This is a genomic window from Streptomyces sp. CNP082, from assembly GCF_059570535.1.
Genome location: NZ_JCANSZ010000036.1, coordinates 1 through 18,507 on the forward strand (window position 1 = coordinate 1; position 18,507 = coordinate 18,507).

Below are 18,507 nucleotides of genomic sequence, written 5' to 3' on the forward strand. Positions count from 1 at the left end.
AAGTACGCCGTTCCGGGAGGGCCAGGGTGAATCAGGAATTCTGACGCACGTGCTTCGCAGCAACACTCCACGGTTCCCGTGGAAGGCCCCCAGCACCACGCTGACCTGCGAGCTCACCGGCATCACAGAGGCATCGGTTTCGGCCGGAACGAACCCCACCAGCATCCCGGACCGGCATCAGCCCCGTCAGAGCGGACAGAAGCACTTCCGGCGCGCGCCACGAGATTTACCACGCCCCCGGCGCGCACCGAAGGTGCGCTGGATCGCTGACCTGCGATATCCACAGGCCCGGGGGCGGTGTCAGTGCTGTGCGGCAAGGTGGTTTCCGCAGGCGCCGCGGCGGTGGCCGCGGCGGCTGCGACCGAGTCGGCGAGGAGGGGACGATGACGACCACGACAGGGGCAGGCGCGGCCACCGGGGGCACTGCTGGGGCGGGGCGGCCCGCGGAGCCCGCGGGCGGCGCGGGTGCGGCGGGAACGGCCGGCGGGGCAGGCGCGGCAGACGAGCTGAGCGGGGCGGGCTCCGCGGGTGCCGCGGAGCCCCCGGCTGAGCCCCCGGCCGCGGACGGCGCGCTGCGCCCGCACGCCGAGGACGCCTTCGCGCATGAACTCGCGGCCCTCGCCGCCGCGGACGACCGGCCCCGGCCGCCGCGCTGGCGGCTGTCGCCGTGGGCGGTGTCCACGTATCTGCTCGGCGGCGTGCTCCCGGACGGCACGGCCATCACGCCCAAGTACGTCGGCCCGCGCCGGATCGTGGAGGTCGCGGTCGCCACCTTGGCGACGGACCGGGCGCTGCTGCTCCTCGGCGTGCCCGGCACGGCGAAGACCTGGGTCTCGGAGCATCTGGCCGCCGCCGTCAGCGGCGACTCCACGCTGCTCGTGCAGGGGACGGCCGGCACACCGGAGGAGGCCATCCGCTACGGGTGGAACTACGCGCAGTTGCTCGCCGCCGGCCCCAGCCGGGAGGCGCTGGTGCCCAGCCCCCTGATGCGGGCGATGGCGGAGGGCATGACGGCGCGGGTCGAGGAGCTGACCCGGATCCCGGCCGACGTGCAGGACTCGCTCATCACGATCCTGTCGGAGAAGACGCTGCCGGTCGCGGAGCTGGGTGAAGAGGTCCAGGCGGTCCGGGGGTTCAACGTCATCGCCACGGCCAACGACCGCGACCGCGGGGTCAACGAGCTGTCGAGCGCCCTGCGCCGCCGCTTCAACACGGTGGTGCTGCCGCTGCCGGCGTCCGCCGAGGACGAGGTCGGCATCGTCACGCAGCGCGTCGCGCAGATCGGCGCCTCCCTTCAGCTCCCGCCCGTCCCGGAGGCGATCGACGAGATCCGCAGGGTCGTCACGGTCTTCCGCGAGCTGCGCGACGGGGAGACGGCGGACCGCCGGACGAAGGTGAAGTCCCCGTCCGGGACGCTGTCGACGGCCGAGGCGATATCCGTGGTCACCGGCGGCCTGGCGCTGGCGGCGCACTTCGGTGACGGGGTGCTGCGCGCGAGCGACGTGGCCGCAGGCATCCAGAGCGCGGTGGTCCGCGATCCGGCGGCCGACGGCGTGGTGTGGCAGGAGTACCTGGAAACGGTCGTGCGCGAGCGCGAGGGCTGGAAGGACCTCTACCGCGCCTGCCGCGAGGTCACGGCGTGACCGCACGGCACGCGGCGCAGCCGCGTCCGGCGGTGGAGGCGACGGTGCGCGGCAGGCGGAACGGGAAGCCGGAGGGGCCGTGGGGTTGCGGAGCATAAAAGAAAGAGGCATGCGGGACGGAGAGGCAGGGACGGGAGGGGGAGCAGGGACAGGAGGAGGGGACGGGGAAGGAGCGGTGGAGAAGAGCGGCGGGGGCGCGGGGACGCGGATTGCGTACGAGGCGTACGAGATGGAAGGGGCGTACGCGGACGCGGAGTTCGCCGGCCCGGAGCGCGCGGCCGGGGCAGTCGCGCGGTACGCGGCCGGGGGAGCCGCGGGACCCGTGACGGAGGGCGGAACGGGGCACGGGGCGGGGAGGGACGGGACCGGATGGGACGGGACCGGGAGGGACGGGGCCGTGGGCGAGGGGGAGCGGGCGGTGGCCGGTGAGGATCAGGGGCGCCGGCGGGGCGGCGCGGCGGCCGTCGAGCCGTTGCTGCTCGGCGTGCGGCACCACGGCCCGGGGTCCGCGCGCGGGGTGGCGGCGGCGCTGGACGCGTACCGGCCGCGGGTCGTGCTCATTGAGGGCCCGCCGGAGGCGGACACGATCGTCGAACTGGCCGGCGACGAGGACATGCGGCCTCCCGTCGCGCTCCTGGCCCACGCCGTGGACGAGCCGGCGCGGGCCGGGTTCTGGCCGCTGGCGCACTTCTCGCCGGAGTGGGTCGCGATCCGCTGGGCGCTGCGCCACGGCGTGCCGGTCCGCTTCTTCGACCTCCCCGCCGCCCACACCCTCGCGATGGCCGGCGTCGGCGAACTCGCCCCGGGCGGTGAGCCGGAGGGGGGCGCACCGCCGCCGGGCGAGGAGCAGCCCGGCGACGCGGACCCGGACACCGCCGGGGGAGCGGGGCCGGCGGAGCGGAGCCCCGAGGCGCTGCGCATCGATCCGCTCGCGGTCCTCGCGGAAGCCGCCGGGTACGACGACCCGGAGAGGTGGTGGGAGGACGCGATCGAGCACCGCGTGCCGCTCCGCGTCGCGCCCGCGGAGCCGGGCGCCGCAGCGGGGGAGCGGCACGGCGCACCGGAAGCGGCGGCCGGTGCCGGGGACTTGGGTGCGTCGGCTCGTTCCGGCGGACCGGGCGGCGCCGCTGCCGCTGACGGGGGCGGCGCCACCGGTGCCGCCGACACGGACCTGGGCCATACCCAAGACGGTCCCCACGCCCCGTTCGGCGCCGGGGACGCGCACGCCCACGGCTCCCCCGGCACCGCAGACCTGCGCCGCCCCGGCTCCTCCCCGGCCGGCGGCGACGTGACCGCCCCGTTCGTCGCGCTGGGCGAGGCGATGGGTGCGCTGCGCGAGCGGTACGGGGACGGCGGGCACGACCGGGACCTGGTGCGCGAAGCGCACATGCGGCTCGGACTGCGGGCGGCGCGGGGGGAGTTCGACGGGCAGGTCGCGGTGGTCTGCGGCGCGTGGCACGTGCCCGCACTGCGGGCCCGTACCACGGTCACCGCCGACCGCCGGCTGCTCAAGGGCCTGCCCAAGGTCAAGACCGAGGTGGCGTGGGTGCCGTGGACCCACCGGCGGCTGGCACGCCAGAGCGGCTACGGGGCGGGTATCGACTCCCCGGGCTGGTACGCGCATCTCTTCGAGGTGCCGGACCGCCCCATCGAGCGCTGGCTGATCAAGGTTGCCGACCTGCTGCGCGCCGAGGGCCGGACGGTGTCGTCGGCACACGTCATCGAGGCCGTGCGGCTCGCCACCGCGCTGGCCGTGATGCGGGGCCGCCCGCTCGCCGGGCTCGCCGAGACGCTGGACGCCGTGCGGGCCGTGATGTGCGACGGCTCCGAGGTGCCGCTGGCGCTCGTCGCCGACCGGCTCGTCGTGGGCGACGCGCTCGGCGAGGTGCCGGAGTCGGCCCCCGCCGTGCCGTTGCAGCGGGATCTGGCGCGTACGCAGCGGGCGTTGCGGCTCAAGCCGACGGCCGAGGAGCGCGAGCTGGAGCTCGACCTGCGCAAGGAGACCGGCGCGGGCCGCAGCCGCCTGCTGCACCGGCTGCGGCTGCTGGGCATCGACTGGGGTGTGCCCGCGGCCTCCCGGGCGAGCACCGGCACGTTCCGCGAGACGTGGAGCCTGCGGTGGGAGCCGGACCTGTCCGTACGGGTGGTGGAGGCGGCGCTCTGGGGCACGACGGTGGTCGCGGCGGCCACCGCGAAGGCCGAGTACGAGGCGGCGCACGCGGGTTCGCTGGCGGAGGTCACGGCGCTGGCCGAGCAGTGCCTGCTCGCCGAGCTGACCGACGCCCTGCCGGTCGTCATGCAGGCACTCGCCGACCGCGCCGCGCTCGACACGGACGTCGGCCACCTGGCGCAGGCACTCCCGGCACTGGCCCGCTCCGTCCGCTACGGCGACGTGCGCGGCACCCGGACCGCGGCACTGGCGGAGGTCGCCACGGGCCTGGCCGACCGCATCTTCGTCGGCCTCCCCGCGGCGTGCGCGGGGCTCGACGCGGACGGGGCACAGGAGATGCGCACGCACGTGGACGCGGTACACGCGGCGGTGGCTCTGCTGGACACGGACGCGCCGGGCGCGCCGGGCGCGCCCACCGGGTCCGGCGATGCCGCGGCGCAGCCCGGACAGGGAGCTGCGGCGGACAGGGGACCGGGCGTCTCGCTGCGGGGGCGGTGGGCCGGTGCGCTGCGGGTGCTGGGGAGCAGGGACGCCGTTCCCGGGCTCATTCGGGGCCGGGCCGTGCGGCTGCTCCTCGATGCGGGCCGGATGCCGGCCGCCGAGGCGGAGCGGGTCATGAGCCTCGCCCTGTCGCACGCAGTGCCGCCCGCGGACGCCGCCGCGTGGGTCGAGGGCTTCCTCGGCGGCGACGGCGGCATGCTCCTCGTCCACGACGAGCGGCTGCTCGCGCTCGTCGACGGCTGGCTGACCGGGCTGTCCGGCGGCGCCTTCACGGACGTGCTGCCGCTGCTGCGGCGGACGTTCGCCGAGTACGAGCCGGGGGCCCGGCGCGCCCTCGGCGAGCTGGTACGCCGCGGCGCCGCCGCCGCGGGCCCGGCCGAGCCTGACGGCCTGCCCGGCTTCGCCGACGAGGTCGATGCTGCCCGCGCCGCCGCGGTGCTGCCCACGCTCCGGGCGCTGCTCGGCACCGAGGAGGACAGACCGTGACTCGGCACACAGCCCCCGGCGCCCCCGGCACAGGAACCCCCGCGCCCAGCCCACCGCCCCGCCCCCGCACCCCACCCGAGGAGCCCCCGATGCCCACCCCGAGCCCCCAGCCCCCGTCCCAGCCCGCCGGGTTCGCTTCCTCTGCCGCCCGCCCCGCCAGCGCAGCCCCGGCCGTCCCCGGCCCTCCCGGCCCCGGCAGCCCCGCACCCGGCGCCCTCGCACCCGGCGCCCCCGGCGCCCCCGCAGGGGAGCGGCTTCGGCGGTGGCGGCTTGTGCTCGGGGCCGAGGGCGGGGACGGGACCGGGCAGGCGCTTGAGGGGGGCGATGCCGGGATGGACCGGGCGCTGGCCGCGTTGTACGGGGGGCCCGGCACGGCCGCGGGCGGTGGCCGGCGGCAGGCCGGGCTCGGGGGGTCCGCGCCGCAGGTGGCCCGGTGGCTCGGGGACGTGCGGACGTACTTCCCGACCCCCGTCGTCCAGGTCATGCAGCGCGACGCCATCGACCGGCTCGGCATCGCCTCGCTCCTCCTGGAGCCCGAGATGCTCGCCGCCGTCGAGCCCGACGTGCACCTCGTCGGCACCCTGCTCTCCCTCGCCAAAGCCATGCCCGACGAGGCCCGCGAGACCGCCCGCGGCGTCGTCCGCCAGGTCACCGACGACCTGGAGCGCAAGCTCGCCGCCCGCACTCGCGCCACCCTCACCGGCGCCCTCGACCGCGCCGCCCGCGTGCAGCGCCCCCGGCACCGCGACATCGACTGGGACCGCACCATCCGCGCCAACCTCAAGCACTACGTCCCCGAGCACCGCACCGTCGTCCCCGAGCGCCTCGTCGGCTACGCGCGCGCCGCCCGCTCCGTCCGCAAGGAGGTCGTCCTCGCCATCGACCAGTCCGGCTCGATGGCCGCCTCCGTCGTCTACGCCTCCGTCTTCGGCGCCGTCCTCGCCTCCATGCGCTCCCTCGCCACCCGCCTCGTCGCCTTCGACACCGCCGTCGTCGACCTCACCGACCAGCTCAGCGACCCCGTGGACGTGCTCTTCGGCACCCAGCTCGGCGGCGGTACGGACATCAACAGGGCGCTCGCGTACTGCCAGCAGCGCATCACCCGCCCCGCCGACACGGTGGTCGTACTCATCAGCGATCTGTACGAGGGCGGCATACGCCAGGAGATGCTGAAGCGGGTCGCCGCCATGAAGGCGTCCGGTGTCCAGTTCGTCGCGCTGCTCGCCCTCTCCGACGAGGGTGCGCCCGCCTACGACCGTGATCACGCCGCCGCGCTGGCCGCTCTCGGCGCACCCGCGTTCGCCTGCACACCTGAGCTGTTCCCCGAGGTGATGGCGGCGGCGCTGGAGGGCCGCCCGCTCCCCGCCCCGGCGGAGACGTGAGAGCGGTTCGTTGCCCCCGTCCGCCCTCGCTCACACGTGAACCGCACTTGTGACCGTTCTCACCGCGCCGGTGTGACCCTGGATTTAGGCCGGGCTGTCAGGCAGGACTAATCTGCAAGACGACCCTGCCATTACAACGCGACACGACTGAATCACAAGGGACGGACGCGCGTGGATCTGTTCGAGTACCAGGCGAGGGATCTCTTCGCCAAGCATGGTGTACCGGTGCTGGCCGGCGAAGTCATCGACACGCCCGAGGCGGCGCGCCAGGTGACCGCGGAGCTCGGCGGTCGCGCCGTCGTCAAGGCCCAGGTCAAGACCGGTGGGCGGGGCAAGGCGGGCGGCGTGAAGCTCGCGTCCGACCCCGACGACGCCGTCGTGAAGGCCGGCCAGATTCTGGGCATGGACATCAAGGGCCACACGGTCCACAAGGTGATGCTCGCCCAGACCGCGGACATCGCCGACGAGTACTACGTGTCGTACCTGCTCGACCGCGCCAACCGCACCTTCCTCGCCATGGCGTCCGTCGAGGGCGGCATGGACATCGAGGAGGTCGCGGCCACCAAGCCCGAGGCGCTGGCCAGGATCCCCGTGGACGCGAACGAGGGCGTGACCGAGGCCAAGGCCCGCGAGATCGTCCAGGCTGCGCGCTTCCCCGAGGAGATCGCCGACCAGGTCGTCGAGGTGCTGCAGACCCTGTGGACGGTCTTCATCAGGGAGGACGCGCTCCTGGTCGAGGTCAACCCGCTGGTCAAGACCGCCGAGGGGACCGTCCTGGCGCTTGACGGAAAGATTTCGCTGGACGAGAACGCAGAGTTCCGCCAGCCCGACCACGTCGCCTTCGAGGACCGGGCCGCCGCCAACCCGCTGGAGGCCGCGGCCAAGGCCAAGGGCCTCAACTACGTGAAGCTCGACGGCCAGGTCGGCATCATCGGCAACGGCGCGGGTCTGGTCATGTCCACCCTCGACGTCGTCGCGTACGCGGGCGAGAGCCACAGCGGCGTCAAGCCCGCCAACTTCCTCGACATCGGCGGCGGCGCCTCCGCCGACGTGATGGCCAACGGCCTGGAGATCATCCTCGGCGACCCGGACGTCCGGTCCGTCTTCGTCAACGTCTTCGGCGGCATCACCGCGTGCGACGCGGTCGCCAACGGCATCGTGCAGGCCCTCGAACTGCTCAAGAGCAAGGGCGAGGACGTCACGAAGCCGCTGGTCGTACGCCTCGACGGCAACAACGCCGAGCTGGGCCGCAAGATCCTCAGCGACGCCAACCACCCGCTCGTCGAGCAGGTGGACACGATGGACGGCGCCGCCGACCGCGCCGCCGAGCTGGCCGCCAAGTAAGGACAGAGGACAGAAGAAAACCATGGCTATCTTCCTCACCAAGGACTCCAAGGTCATCGTCCAGGGCATGACCGGCTCGGAGGGTCAGAAGCACACGCGGCGGATGCTCGCGTCCGGCGCCGACGTCGTCGGCGGGGTCAACCCCCGCAAGGCCGGCCAGAAGGTCGCCTTCGACGTCGTGTCGGAGACGCGCAATTCGAGCACAGTGGAGATCCCGGTCTTCGGCTCCGTCCAGGAGGCCATCGACGCCACCGGCGCGGACGTCACCGTCATCTTCGTGCCGGAGAAGTTCACCAAGGCCGCCGTGGTCGAGGCCATCGACGCCGAGATCCCGCTCGCGGTGGTCATCACCGAGGGCATCGCGGTCCACGACACCGCCGCCTTCTGGGCGTACGCGGGCGCTAAGGGCAACAAGACGCGCATCGTCGGCCCCAACTGCCCCGGTCTGATCACCCCCGGCCAGTCCAACGCCGGCATCATCCCCGCGGACATCACCAAGCCCGGGCGGATCGGCCTGGTCTCGAAGTCCGGCACGCTGACGTACCAGATGATGTACGAGCTGCGCGACATCGGCTTCTCCACCTGCGTCGGCATCGGCGGCGACCCGGTCATCGGCACCACCCACATCGACGCCCTCGAAGCCTTCGAGGCCGACCCCGACACCGACCTGATCGTGATGATCGGCGAGATCGGCGGCGACGCCGAGGAGCGGGCCGCCGAGTACATCAAGGCGAAGGTGACCAAGCCGGTCGTCGGCTACGTCGCCGGCTTCACCGCCCCCGAGGGCAAGACGATGGGCCACGCCGGTGCCATCGTCTCCGGCTCCTCGGGCACGGCCCAGGCGAAGAAGGAAGCGCTGGAGGCCGCGGGCGTGAAGGTCGGCAAGACGCCGTCGGAGACGGCGCGGCTGGCCCGCGAGGTGCTGGCAGGCTGACACAGCCCGCTGCACGAGTTCGACGGAACGAGAGCGGGCCCGCCCCCTTCCAGGGGCGGGCCCGCTCTCGCGTGCCGGGGTCCGGCGGGCGTCAACCCCGTGCGTCCGCCGGCGGGTGGTCCGGACGGGTGACGCCGGTGGGCGGTGGGCGGGCGTCGGGTGGACCGAGTACGCGGGGTACGGCGGCCGGGCCGCGGCCGGGCGGGGGCGGCGTGGGATGTCCCGGTACGGGCGGCGTGCCGTGGGCCGGTGCGGGCGGCCAGAGGGTCCGGCCGGTCAGCCACGGGGGCGCCGGTGACGTGGCCCGGTCGCGGGTCCCGAACGCGCCCAGGACGCTGACGACCGCGGCGGCCAGGAAGATCACGGCGGCCAGCAGGGCGTAGCGGCGCAACTGCCGGTCCGTACGGCGTTCGCTGCGGTGGCGTGCCGCGCCCGGCGGCAGGGTGCGTATCGGCTGCGCGGCGGCGAACCGCCGCAGCCGGGCGCGCAGTTCCTCCGCCCGCTCGCGCGGCGGGAGCGCCCGCAGCTCCGGCACGGCGTCGGCCAGTGCCTCGTGCGCGTGGGTGAGCCGCCCGGCGGCGGCCAGCGTGGTGGCCTCCAGCTCGGCGGCGGCCTCGGGCAGGTCGAGCCCGACGACGTCGTAGACCACGACGGCGCTGCGGTACGACTCCGGCAGCGCGAGCAGCGCCGCGAACAGCCGCCGGTCCTCCGCCGCGACCGCCTTCTCCGCGACCGCCTTCTGCGTGCCCGCCTTCTCTGTGTGCGCCTTCTCTGTCCCCGCGTCCCCCGCACCCGCCTCGTCCGCACCGGCCTCCGCCGCGCGCCACTCCTGCCCGCGCCGCGCGCGCCGGCGCCACCGGGCGCGCAGCCACTCCCAGGGCTCCTGCACGTACGCGAACGCCGCCGCCCGCACCCACCCCGGCGGGTCCCGGTCCGAGGCCACCTCGGGCCACCGCTCCCACGCCAGGTGGAAGGCGTGCTCGACGCCCTCGCGGGTCAGGGCGTGATCGCCGGTGAGCAGGTACGTGTGCCGGGTGACGTCGGCGGCGCACCGCTGGTAGAGCGCGTCGTACGCGGCCTGGGCCGCGGCTGCGACCTCGTCGCCGGCCGACGCGGAGTCCCGCGCGGCGGCGGCCCGCCGGCCGGCGCGGTACGCCCTGGTGCCGTACGCCCCGACCCGGTGCGCCCGGCCCCCGGCGGCCCGGTTCCGGGGCGTCCCGCCGGCCGTCCCGAGCCCGTACGCGCCGGCCCCGGCCCCCGCCCCGGCCCCGCCCAGGACCGGGATCTCCGCGGTGTCCTCCCACTCGGCAGGCGGCCCCTGCCCCCGTCCGCTCCCCTGCCCGCGCCGCCGCCGGCGCCGCTCCCGCGGCCCGAGCGCCACGGGCGGCGATATGTCGGGGTCCATAGCAGCATCGTGACCAACACGACGGGCAAACGCGCGTTACCAGGGCAAAACGGGTGTATTTGGCAGCATGGCGGCCGTGACCTCCTCGACCGACCTCGCCCCGTCGTTATCGCCCCGGCACCAGGCCCAGGGCGCCCGCGGCGCAGCCGTCGTCGCCGCGCTGGCGAGCGGGCTCCTCGCCGCCGGCCTCGGCCTCGGCTTCCTCGCCGTGCTCGTGCTGCTGCTGTGGATCACGTCCCCGTACCCCGACAGCGGCCCGGGCGGTGCCCTGCGCATCGTCGCCGACCTGTGGCTCCTCGCCCACGGCGCCGATCTCGTACGCACCGGGAACCGCACCGGCGCCCCCGCCCCCGTCGGGCTCACGCCGCTGCTGCTCACGGCGCTGCCCGTCTTCCTGCTGCACCGCGGCGCGCGCGACGCGCTCACCCCGCAGGACGGCCGGCCGCAGCTCGCGCCGCTGGCCACCGGCGCGTGGGTGGCCTGCGGCTACCTCGCCGTCGCCGCCGTGATCTCCGGGTACGCCCTGGCCGGGCCGCTGCACGCCGCGCCGCTCAGTGTCGCGGTCGTGGTGCCGCTGACCGTGGCGGCGGCCACCGCCGCCGGGGTGTGGTCCGCGGCCGGCACCCCCGCCGTGCTGCTGCCCCGCCGCGGGCGCCGGGGCGAAGGCGCCGCCCGGCCCGGGGCGGCGCCGCACGCGGAGGCAGCCGCGCGGGCCGGGGTGGCGGGAGTCGTCGCGCTGCTCGGCGGCGGCGCGCTGCTGTGCGGGATCGCCCTGCTCGTCCACGCGGGTGTTGCGCAGGAGCACTTCCTCTCCCTGTCCACGACGGCCTCCGGCCGGTTCGGCGTCTTCCTCCTCGCCCTCGCGCTGCTGCCGAACGCCGCGATGTGGGCGGCGGCGTACGGGCTCGGGCCCGGCTTCGCCGTCGGGGCCGGCAGCGTGGTGTCGCCGCTGGGCGACGCGGACTACCCGGTGCAGCCCGTCTTCCCGCTGCTCGCCGCGGTGCCGGGGCAGGAGCCGGGCGGGCCGCTGACCTGGGCTGCCGCCGCGGTGCCGGTGGCGGCGGGGGTCGTCGTCGGGTGCTTCACGGGGCGGGCGGCGGCGCCGGTGACCAGACAGCGGGCGCAGAGCTGGCGGTGGTGGCCCACGGTGTGGGTGACGGCGCTGGCCTCGCTCGTCTGCGGCGCGGGCACGGCGGCGGTGGCGTGGCTCGCCGGGGGACCGCTCGGCACCCGGACGCTGGCGGACTTCGGTCCGGTGTGGTGGCAGGCCGGCGGTGCGGCGGCGGTGTGGACGGCGGTGGTCGGGGTGCCGGTGGCGCTCACGGTACGGGCCGTCCGGCTGTGGGGTGCGGCGCCGCCGTCGGTGTCGGCGCCGGTGCCGGTGACGGCGCCCCGCGGGCGCGTCCGGGCGCGGCGGTGGACGTGGGGGCGGCAGGGCTGGCCGCTGTGGGAGCCGCGTTCGCGGCTGGGGGAGGAGTGGGAGGAGCCGGGCGGCGACTGACGCCGGCTGGCCGGCGCCCAGCCCGCCGACCCGGTCAGCGGGGGCCGTCCGGTTCGGGCCTGGGCAGCTCATCCAGGTCAAGGGTGAAGGTGCGCCCGTCGGCCAGTTCGATCGGGAGCTTGCCGGTGCCGTACTTGTGGGTGTGCGCCGCGATGTAGCCGGTCCCGGTGGGCTGGGTGTGGACCACGGCCTCCCCGGCGTACGGGTCCACGACCAGGTAGACGGGGACGCCGTAGCGGCCGTACTTGGCGGTGCAGTCGTCGTAGTCCTTGCGCGCGGAGGAGACCGACACGACCTCCGCGATCAGCAGGACGTCCTCGAAGCTGTACCGCTTGCCCTCCTTATGTGCGTTTTCGCGCATAATGGCGAAATCGGGTGCGGAGTTCTCGTCGGCCGGGAAGTCGATGTAGACGTCAGACATCACCTTCGCGTGCCGGCCGAGGGCGAGTGAGTCGAAATGCATCGAGCGGATGGTGCTGGAATGCTCCTCACTCTGCGGGGTCATGACCACCTTCCCGTCGGCACCGAAGAGAACCGTGTATCCCTCGGGGAACTCGGTGTGCATGATCGCATCCACGCTCATCAACAGCTCCTCCCGTCACCCCCCAGAATACTGTTGCGTGCGCGCGTGCTCACCGCGGCGCCACCCCTCTGATCCCGAGGGCGCGTGCGGGCCTTCGACGATGATGCCCGCGTTGTTGACGACGGCGTCCAGCGCGCCGCCGGCCAGCCGGTGCCCGACCTCGGCCGCCGCCTTGCGCACGGACTCCTCGTCGGTGACGTCCACGACGACGGGCTCGACGGCGTCGAGCCCGTCGGCGAAGACGCGGTGGCCGCGCTCGGCCAGCATCCGGGCGGTCGGCACCCCGATCCCGCCGGTCGCACCGGTGATGAAGACACTGCTCATCCTGGTTCCTCCTGAGTGCCGTCGGCCCGGACACGCGTGTCGGCACCGCGGGCACCGCTCCAGACAGAGCTTTCACTAGTACAGAACCCACCAGGCTCGGGTCTGCGACGATGGACGGCAAGGCCACGGAGCGGCGCAAGGCACTGGGAGAGTTCCTCCGCAGCCGCAGGGAGCGGCGCCGGCCGGATGAGGCCGGGCTGCCGGCGGCGGGCCGCCGGCGCACTCCGGGCCTCCGCCGCGAGGAGGTTGCCATGCTCGCCGGGGTGAGCGTGACCTGGTACACCTGGCTGGAGCAGGGACGGGACGACGTACGCGCGTCCCGTCAGGTGCTGGGCAGCCTGGTGCGCGTCCTCGGCCTCGACGCCGAGCAGACCCTCGTCGCCTGCCTGGCGCCGGCGGGGTCCCGGCTGACAGGGCAGCTCGCGGAGCTCCTCGACGATGCCTGACGTCAGTCCCGCTCGAAGAACGTCCGCAGGGGTTTGGGCAGTTCGTCGTTGCAGTGCTCCTTCGACGCCTCCGTGAGCGCGTCGCTGCGGCAGTTGAAGTAGTCCCGGTAGGCGATCTGCACCGAGAAGCCCATGAGCACGATGGACAGCGTGATGCCCGCGGTCACGATGCCGACGATCGCGGCCGTGGTGTGCGGCCGGCCGCCCTTCGCCGGGCGCTGGACGGGCTGGCCGAAGGCGTCGGTGCCGCCGGCGGCACCGGGGGCATTGCCGCGTCCGGCGCCGGCTCCGCTGGCTCCGTTGCCCACTGCCGCGCCAGTCGGCGTCCGGGGCTTGCCGCGGAGGGCGTCGATGCCCCAGTAGAGGGCGAGCGCGCCGAGGAGGAGCGCCAGCGGCCACCAGTTGAACAGGACGAAGAAGAAGCCCCACATGCCGGCGAGCAGCGCGTACCGCGAGCGGCGCTGCACCGGGTCGGTCGGGTCCCAGCGCAGGTTGCCGCCCGGCCCTTCGCCGGTGCCGCGGCCGTTGTCCCGGCCCGGTCCGGAGCCGTCCCGGCCCGGTCCCGACCCGTCGCCTGGGCCGCCGGGGCCCGGCCCGGGGCCCTGCGGGCCGCCCGGTCCGCCGGGGCCGGGCCGGCCCGGGCCGCCACCGCCCCAACTGCCGTGCCCGGGGGGCGGCTGCTGGCTGCTCCACTGGTTGCCCCACGGGGGCGGCGGCGGCTGGTCCTGACCACCGTTCTGGCCGTTGCCCTGGCCGTTGCTCTGCCCGCCCTGCCCGCCCTGCCCGCCCTGCCCGCCCTGCCCGCCCTGCCCGCCCTGCCCGCTCTGACCGCCCTGCCCGCCTTGGCCGTCCTGACCGCCGTCGTGCTGCCCGCCCTGCTGCCCGCCGTCGCCCGGCGCGTCCTGCGGCCCCTGCCCGTACGGCGGCGCGCCCGGCGGCGGCGCACCGTAGGGCCCGGGCCCGTACGGCGGCGTCCCCTGCGGCTGCCCTGGTCCGCCCGGCGCGCCCTGCCCGCCGCCCTCCGGCGGCGGCGCCGGCGCCTCGGCGTCCGACGGCGGCCGGGAGTCGCGGTACGCGACGCCGCCTTGTCCGGGCACGAGCACGTCCCGGGGGGCGCCAGACCACCCGCGGGACTGCGAGGGGCCCCCGGCCGATGCGGGGACGGGGCGTCGGAGGGCCGCGCTGCGGCGTCGGTCCGGCTGCATCTGGACGGCGTCGTCTCCTCAGGTCGTCAGGCCCGCGCGGCCGGAGCGCGTACGCGGGCGCGCATAACTGCTACCGGAGACGCTACCCCGCCCGGCCTGGCGCGGCCCCGCCAGGGGACGCCCGGTATGGTGGCAGACGTCCGCCGCCCCTCCCGGGACCCCTGGCACCCCAGGATCTCGCGGCCCGTACGGACACACAATCGCCCGCCGAAGAGAGATCCCCCGTGGTTCCGCATGCGCCCGCCCGCCTCGTCGTGCTCGTCTCCGGCTCCGGTACGAACCTGCAGGCCCTGCTCGACGCCGTCGCCGAGCAGGGGGCGGACGCCTACGGCGCCGAGGTCGTCGCGGTCGGCGCCGACCGCACCGCCGAGGCCGGCGCCGCCGGACTGCGGCGCGCGGAGCGCGCCGGGCTGCCGACGTTCGTCTGCCGGGTCCCGGACTTCGCCACCCGCGCCGAGTGGGACCGGGCGCTGACCGAGGCCACCGCCGCGTACGAGCCGGACCTCGTGGTCTCGGCCGGGTTCATGAAGATCGTGGGGAAGGAGTTCCTGGCCCGCTTCGGCGGCCGGATCGTCAACACCCACCCCGCGCTGCTCCCCAGCTTCCCCGGCGCCCACGCCGTACGCGACGCGCTCGCGCACGGCGTCAAGATCACCGGGTGCACCGTCCACTTCGTCGACGAAGGCGTCGACACCGGCCCGATCATCGCGCAGGGCGCGGTCGAGGTCCGCGAGGAGGACCACCGGGACGGGGGCGAGGCGCTGCACGAACGCATCAAGGCAGTCGAGCGCAGGCTGCTCGTCGAGGTCGTGGGCCGGCTGGCCCGGGACGGGTACCGCGTCGAGGATCGAAAGGTTCGGTTCGGTGAGTAATTCAGGGTCCGCGTCCGCCGATGACACCAGGCGGCCGGTGCGCCGCGCACTGATCAGCGTCTACGACAAGACCGGTCTGGAGGAGCTGGCCCGCGGGCTGCACGAGGCCGGCGTCGCACTCGTCTCCACCGGCTCGACGGCCGCGCGCATCGCCGCGGCGGGGGTGCCGGTGACGAAGGTCGAGGAGCTGACCGGCTTCCCCGAGTGCCTGGACGGCCGGGTGAAGACGCTGCACCCGCGGGTGCACGCCGGCCTCCTCGCCGACCTGCGCCTGGACGGCCACCGGCGCCAGCTTGAGGAGCTGGCCGTCGAGCCGTTCGAGCTGCTGGTCAGCAACCTCTACCCGTTCGCCGAGACCGTCGCCTCCGGCGCCTCGCCCGACGAGTGCGTGGAGCAGATCGACATCGGCGGTCCTTCGATGGTCCGGGGCGCGGCGAAGAACCACCCGTCGGTCGCCGTCGTCGTCAACCCCGCACGCTACGACGAGGTGCTGGGGGCCGTCGCCGACGGCGGCTTCGACCTGGCGCAGCGCAAGCGGCTCGCGGCGGAGGCGTTCCAGCACACGGCGGCGTACGACGTGGCGGTGGCCAACTGGTTCGCCGCAGCCCGCGGCGGAGCCGCTGATGGATACAGTGCGCCCGCCGACGACGGTCCGCAGGACTTCGTCGGCGCCGCGTACACCCGCCTGAACCCCCTGCGCTACGGCGAGAACCCGCACCAGGGCGCCGCCCTCTACACCGACGGCTCCGGCACCGGCCTGCCCGGCGCCGAGCAGGTGCACGGCAAGGAGATGTCGTACAACAACTACGTCGACACCGAGGCCGCCCGCCGTGCCGCGTACGACCACGAGGGCCCCTGCGTCGCCATCATCAAGCACGCGAACCCCTGCGGCATCGCCGTCGGCGACGACGTCGCCGAGGCGCACCGCAAGGCACACGCCTGCGACCCCGTGTCCGCGTACGGCGGCGTGATCGCCGTCAACCGGCCGGTGTCCAAGGAGCTGGCGGAGCAGGTCGCGGAGATCTTCACCGAGGTCATCGTGGCGCCGGCGTACGAGGACGGGGCGCTGGAGGCGCTGACGCGCAAGAAGAACATCCGCATCCTGCGCAGCGGCGGCGCGCCGCGGCGGGCGCGGGAGCTCCGGCCGGTCGAGGGCGGGCTGCTGGTGCAGGAGGCAGACGTGTTCCAGGCCGCCGGCGACGACCCGGCCCACTGGACGCTCGCCGCGGGCGCGGCGCTGGACGCGGCGGGCCTGGCGGACCTGGCGTTCGCCTGGCGGGCGTGCCGCGCGGTGAAGTCCAACGCGATCCTGCTGGCGAAGGACGGCGCCACCGTCGGCGTCGGCATGGGCCAGGTCAACCGCGTCGACTCCGCGAAGCTCGCCGTGCAGCGCGCGGGCGCGGAGCGCGCGACCGGGGCGTACGCCGCCTCGGACGCCTTCTTCCCGTTCCCCGACGGCCTTCAGGTGCTGCTCGACGCGGGGGTACGGGCCGTGGTGCAGCCGGGCGGGTCGATCCGCGACGAGCAGGTGATCGAGGCCGCGCAGCAGGCGGGCGTGACCATGTACCTCACGGGCGCACGGCACTTCTACCACTGATCTCCCGCCGCTCTCTCGCGAGAGCTGCCCGCGCAGACCGAAGCGCAGACCGAAGGAGCCCCGCCGGCACCGGCGGGGCTCCTTCCGTATCCGTATCCGGCGTCACGCCCTGGGGCGGGAGAACCAGCGCCCGGAGTCGCCGTTGGCGAGCATCACGATCGAGATGATGCCGAGCACGACCCAGATGAGGCCCAGCGGGATCGACAGCACGCCGAAGAGGATGAGGAAGCTCAGCCACACGATGCTCCCGGCGCGCACGCCGCCCGCGCCCTTGCCGAACAGCGAGGCGAGGAAGATGCCCAGGAGCCCGTGCACCAGGAAGACGGCGAAGATGACGGCCATGACCGCCGCGGAGACCTCGTAGCCCGAGCCCTCCTCGAAGCCGTCCAGGAAGTCGTCCGTGGCCACCGCGACGGCGAGGAGCAGCAGGGCGGAGAAGAGGGTCTGCAGCCCGGCCGAGATGAACATCATGACGCGGGCGGCGGTCGTCTTGCCCGGGATGCTCGTCGGGAAGCCGACGGCGCCGTACGGGTCGGGGCCGCCCGGGTACGCCGGATACGGCTGGCCGGCGGCGGGGTACTGCGGGTAGCCGTAAGGCTGTTGCTGCGGGGCAGGCTGCTGCGGTGCCTGCTGCTGGCCCTTCGGCCCGCCGTAGGGGTTGTTCTGGTCGGGGAGGCTCACGGTGCCCTTCTTCCGCGTTTGGGACGTCACTGACACACTGACCTGGCCCGAGGACGGCTGTCCAGACCGGCTGATTGGTCTGTTACCCGCAGCATCGGGGAGGATGGGCCCATGACCGCCCAGATTCTCGACGGCAGGGCCACCGCGGCCGCTATCAAGTCCGAGCTTGCCACGCGCGTGCAGGCGCTCAAGGGCCGGGGTGTCACGCCCGGCCTCGGTACCCTCCTGGTCGGCGACGACCCGGGCAGCCAGAAGTACGTCGCGGGCAAGCACCGCGACTGCGCCGAGATCGGCATCGCCTCGATCCAGCGCGAGCTGCCCGCGACGGCCACGCAGGAGCAGATCGAGGCGGTCGTCCGCGAGCTGAACGAGGACCCGGCCTGCACCGGCTACATCGTGCAACTGCCGCTGCCCCGCGACATCGACGAGAACCGGGTGCTGGAGCTGATCGACCCGGCCAAGGACGCCGACGGGCTGCACCCCGTGAACCTCGGCAGGCTGGTGCTGAACGAGCCCGCGCCGCTGCCCTGCACCCCCAACGGCTGCATCCGGCTGCTGCGCCGGTACGGGGTCGAGCTGAACGGGGCGCACGTCGTGGTGGTCGGGCGCGGCGTGACCATCGGGCGGTCGCTGCCGCTGATGCTGACCCGCAAGTCCGAGAACTCCACCGTCACCCAGTGCCACACCGGCACCCGGGACCTGGCCGGGCAGCTGCGGCAGGCCGACATCGTCGTGGCCGCCGCCGGCTCGCCGCACCTGATCAAGCCGGCGGACGTGCGGCCGGGCGCGGCCGTCCTCGACGTCGGCGTGAGCCGCGACGAGCACGGCAAGATCGTCGGGGACGTGCACCCGGGCGTCGCGGACGTGGCGGGCTGGCTGTCGCCGAACCCGGGCGGTGTGGGGCCGATGACGCGGGCGATGCTGCTGGTCAACGTGGTGGAGGCGGCGGAGGCCGGGACCGGGGCGAACGGCGCCGCCGGGACGTCCGGGACGGGCACGGCCGCGCCGGCGGCGCCGTGATGGCCCGCCGCACGGCGTTCCCGACCCGCGGCACCGTACGCCCCGAGGGCGGCGGCCGGGCGGCGTCCGGCCAGGCCCCGCCGCCGGTGCGGCAGTGGCCGGTGCTGGTGGTACTGGCGATAGCGGCGGCCGGGCTCATCACGGTGGCGGCGGGCCCGTTCCGCGAGGGCACGCTGGTCGTCGGCGGGGCGCTGCTCGTCGGCGGCGTGCTGCGCTGCGTGGTGCCGGAGGTGGGCATGCTGGCGGTGCGGTCCCGGTTCACCGACATCGTGACGTTCGCGGTGCTGGGTCTGGCGATCGTGCTGCTGGCCCTCGTCGCGATGCCGGGCCCGTGGCTCGACTTGCCGTTCGTGGAGGACGCGGTCCACTTCTCCGTACGGTGACGGGCGGGTCCCGCGGGGGGCCGGTGCGTA

15 protein-coding genes and 1 pseudogene are annotated in these 18,507 nt (G+C 75.0%); 11 read left to right on the forward strand and 5 right to left on the reverse strand.

The genetic code is table 11. The annotated features are described in order from the left end of the window. Positions 1 to 383 precede the first annotated feature (383 nt). From B124_RS25065 to sucD, 5 genes are all read left to right on the forward strand, one after another. Positions 384 to 1,643, forward strand: coding sequence for an ATP-binding protein (locus tag B124_RS25065; RefSeq protein ID WP_496505210.1), 1,260 nt, complete (start codon positions 384 to 386; stop codon positions 1,641 to 1,643). Positions 1,644 to 1,872: 229 nt separating this feature from the next. After that, on the forward strand, positions 1,873 to 4,800 hold the full coding sequence (locus B124_RS25070; protein ID WP_496505262.1) for a DUF5682 family protein: 2,928 nt from the start codon (positions 1,873 to 1,875) through the stop codon (positions 4,798 to 4,800). Positions 4,801 to 4,889: 89 nt separating this feature from the next. Then, positions 4,890 to 6,182 (forward strand): VWA domain-containing protein, encoded by a 1,293-nt coding sequence (locus B124_RS25075; protein ID WP_496505211.1) that lies wholly within the window; start codon positions 4,890 to 4,892, stop codon positions 6,180 to 6,182. 171 nt (positions 6,183 to 6,353) lie between these two features. After that, on the forward strand, positions 6,354 to 7,526 hold the full coding sequence (sucC, locus tag B124_RS25080) for an ADP-forming succinate--CoA ligase subunit beta (RefSeq protein ID WP_496505212.1): 1,173 nt from the start codon (positions 6,354 to 6,356) through the stop codon (positions 7,524 to 7,526). Positions 7,527 to 7,548: 22 nt separating this feature from the next. Beyond that, positions 7,549 to 8,460 carry a succinate--CoA ligase subunit alpha gene (gene sucD, locus B124_RS25085; RefSeq protein ID WP_496505213.1) on the forward strand — a complete coding sequence of 304 codons (912 nt, stop codon included), beginning with the start codon at positions 7,549 to 7,551 and terminating at the stop codon, positions 8,458 to 8,460. Between the two features lie 91 nt (positions 8,461 to 8,551). Here the strand turns inward: sucD and B124_RS25090 are convergent, their stop codons facing one another. Further along, positions 8,552 to 9,865, reverse strand: a complete 1,314-nt coding sequence (locus B124_RS25090; protein ID WP_496505214.1) for an RNA polymerase sigma factor — start codon at positions 9,863 to 9,865, stop codon at positions 8,552 to 8,554. A gap of 76 nt (positions 9,866 to 9,941) precedes the next feature. On the opposite strand from B124_RS25090, the gene B124_RS25095 reads away from it, so the two are divergent. Beyond that, positions 9,942 to 11,366: a cell division protein PerM gene (locus B124_RS25095; RefSeq protein WP_496505215.1), complete on the forward strand. Its 1,425-nt coding sequence runs from the start codon at positions 9,942 to 9,944 to the stop codon at positions 11,364 to 11,366. A gap of 34 nt (positions 11,367 to 11,400) precedes the next feature. Here B124_RS25095 and B124_RS25100 read toward each other — a convergent pair whose 3' ends face one another. Continuing rightward, entirely contained in the window at positions 11,401 to 11,949 is a 549-nt protein-coding gene (locus B124_RS25100; protein ID WP_496505216.1) for a Uma2 family endonuclease, read from the reverse strand. Between the two features lie 15 nt (positions 11,950 to 11,964). Beyond that, positions 11,965 to 12,273, reverse strand: coding sequence for an SDR family NAD(P)-dependent oxidoreductase (locus B124_RS25105; protein ID WP_496505217.1), 309 nt, complete (start codon positions 12,271 to 12,273; stop codon positions 11,965 to 11,967). Positions 12,274 to 12,383: 110 nt separating this feature from the next. Here B124_RS25105 and B124_RS25110 point away from each other — a divergent pair. After that, a pseudogene (locus tag B124_RS25110) lies at positions 12,384 to 12,644 on the forward strand (helix-turn-helix domain-containing protein); the annotation flags it as partial. A 77-nt stretch (positions 12,645 to 12,721) separates the two neighbouring features. Here the strand turns inward: B124_RS25110 and B124_RS25115 are convergent. Further along, positions 12,722 to 13,816, reverse strand: coding sequence for a hypothetical protein (locus B124_RS25115; RefSeq protein ID WP_496505218.1), 1,095 nt, complete (start codon positions 13,814 to 13,816; stop codon positions 12,722 to 12,724). Positions 13,817 to 14,148: 332 nt separating this feature from the next. On the opposite strand from B124_RS25115, the gene purN reads away from it, so the two are divergent. Both purN and purH read left to right on the forward strand, forming a co-directional pair. Further along, positions 14,149 to 14,796 carry a phosphoribosylglycinamide formyltransferase gene (gene purN / locus B124_RS25120; protein ID WP_496505219.1) on the forward strand — a complete coding sequence of 216 codons (648 nt, stop codon included), beginning with the start codon at positions 14,149 to 14,151 and terminating at the stop codon, positions 14,794 to 14,796. Next, positions 14,789 to 16,393: a bifunctional phosphoribosylaminoimidazolecarboxamide formyltransferase/IMP cyclohydrolase gene (gene purH, locus B124_RS25125; RefSeq protein WP_496505220.1), complete on the forward strand. Its 1,605-nt coding sequence runs from the start codon at positions 14,789 to 14,791 to the stop codon at positions 16,391 to 16,393. Before purN ends, purH begins: the two co-directional genes overlap by 8 nt. 102 nt (positions 16,394 to 16,495) lie before the next feature. On the opposite strand, the gene B124_RS25130 is transcribed toward purH, so the two are convergent. After that, a complete protein-coding gene (locus B124_RS25130) occupies positions 16,496 to 17,074 on the reverse strand; it encodes a hypothetical protein (RefSeq protein WP_496505221.1) in 579 nt (192 codons plus the stop codon). A gap of 111 nt (positions 17,075 to 17,185) precedes the next feature. Between B124_RS25130 and B124_RS25135 the strand changes: the two genes are divergently transcribed. Beyond that, positions 17,186 to 18,094, forward strand: coding sequence for a bifunctional methylenetetrahydrofolate dehydrogenase/methenyltetrahydrofolate cyclohydrolase (locus B124_RS25135; protein WP_496505222.1), 909 nt, complete (start codon positions 17,186 to 17,188; stop codon positions 18,092 to 18,094). Beyond that, positions 18,094 to 18,477 (forward strand): DUF3017 domain-containing protein, encoded by a 384-nt coding sequence (locus B124_RS25140; protein WP_496505223.1) that lies wholly within the window; start codon positions 18,094 to 18,096, stop codon positions 18,475 to 18,477. Before B124_RS25135 ends, B124_RS25140 begins: the two co-directional genes overlap by 1 nt. Positions 18,478 to 18,507 lie beyond the last annotated feature (30 nt).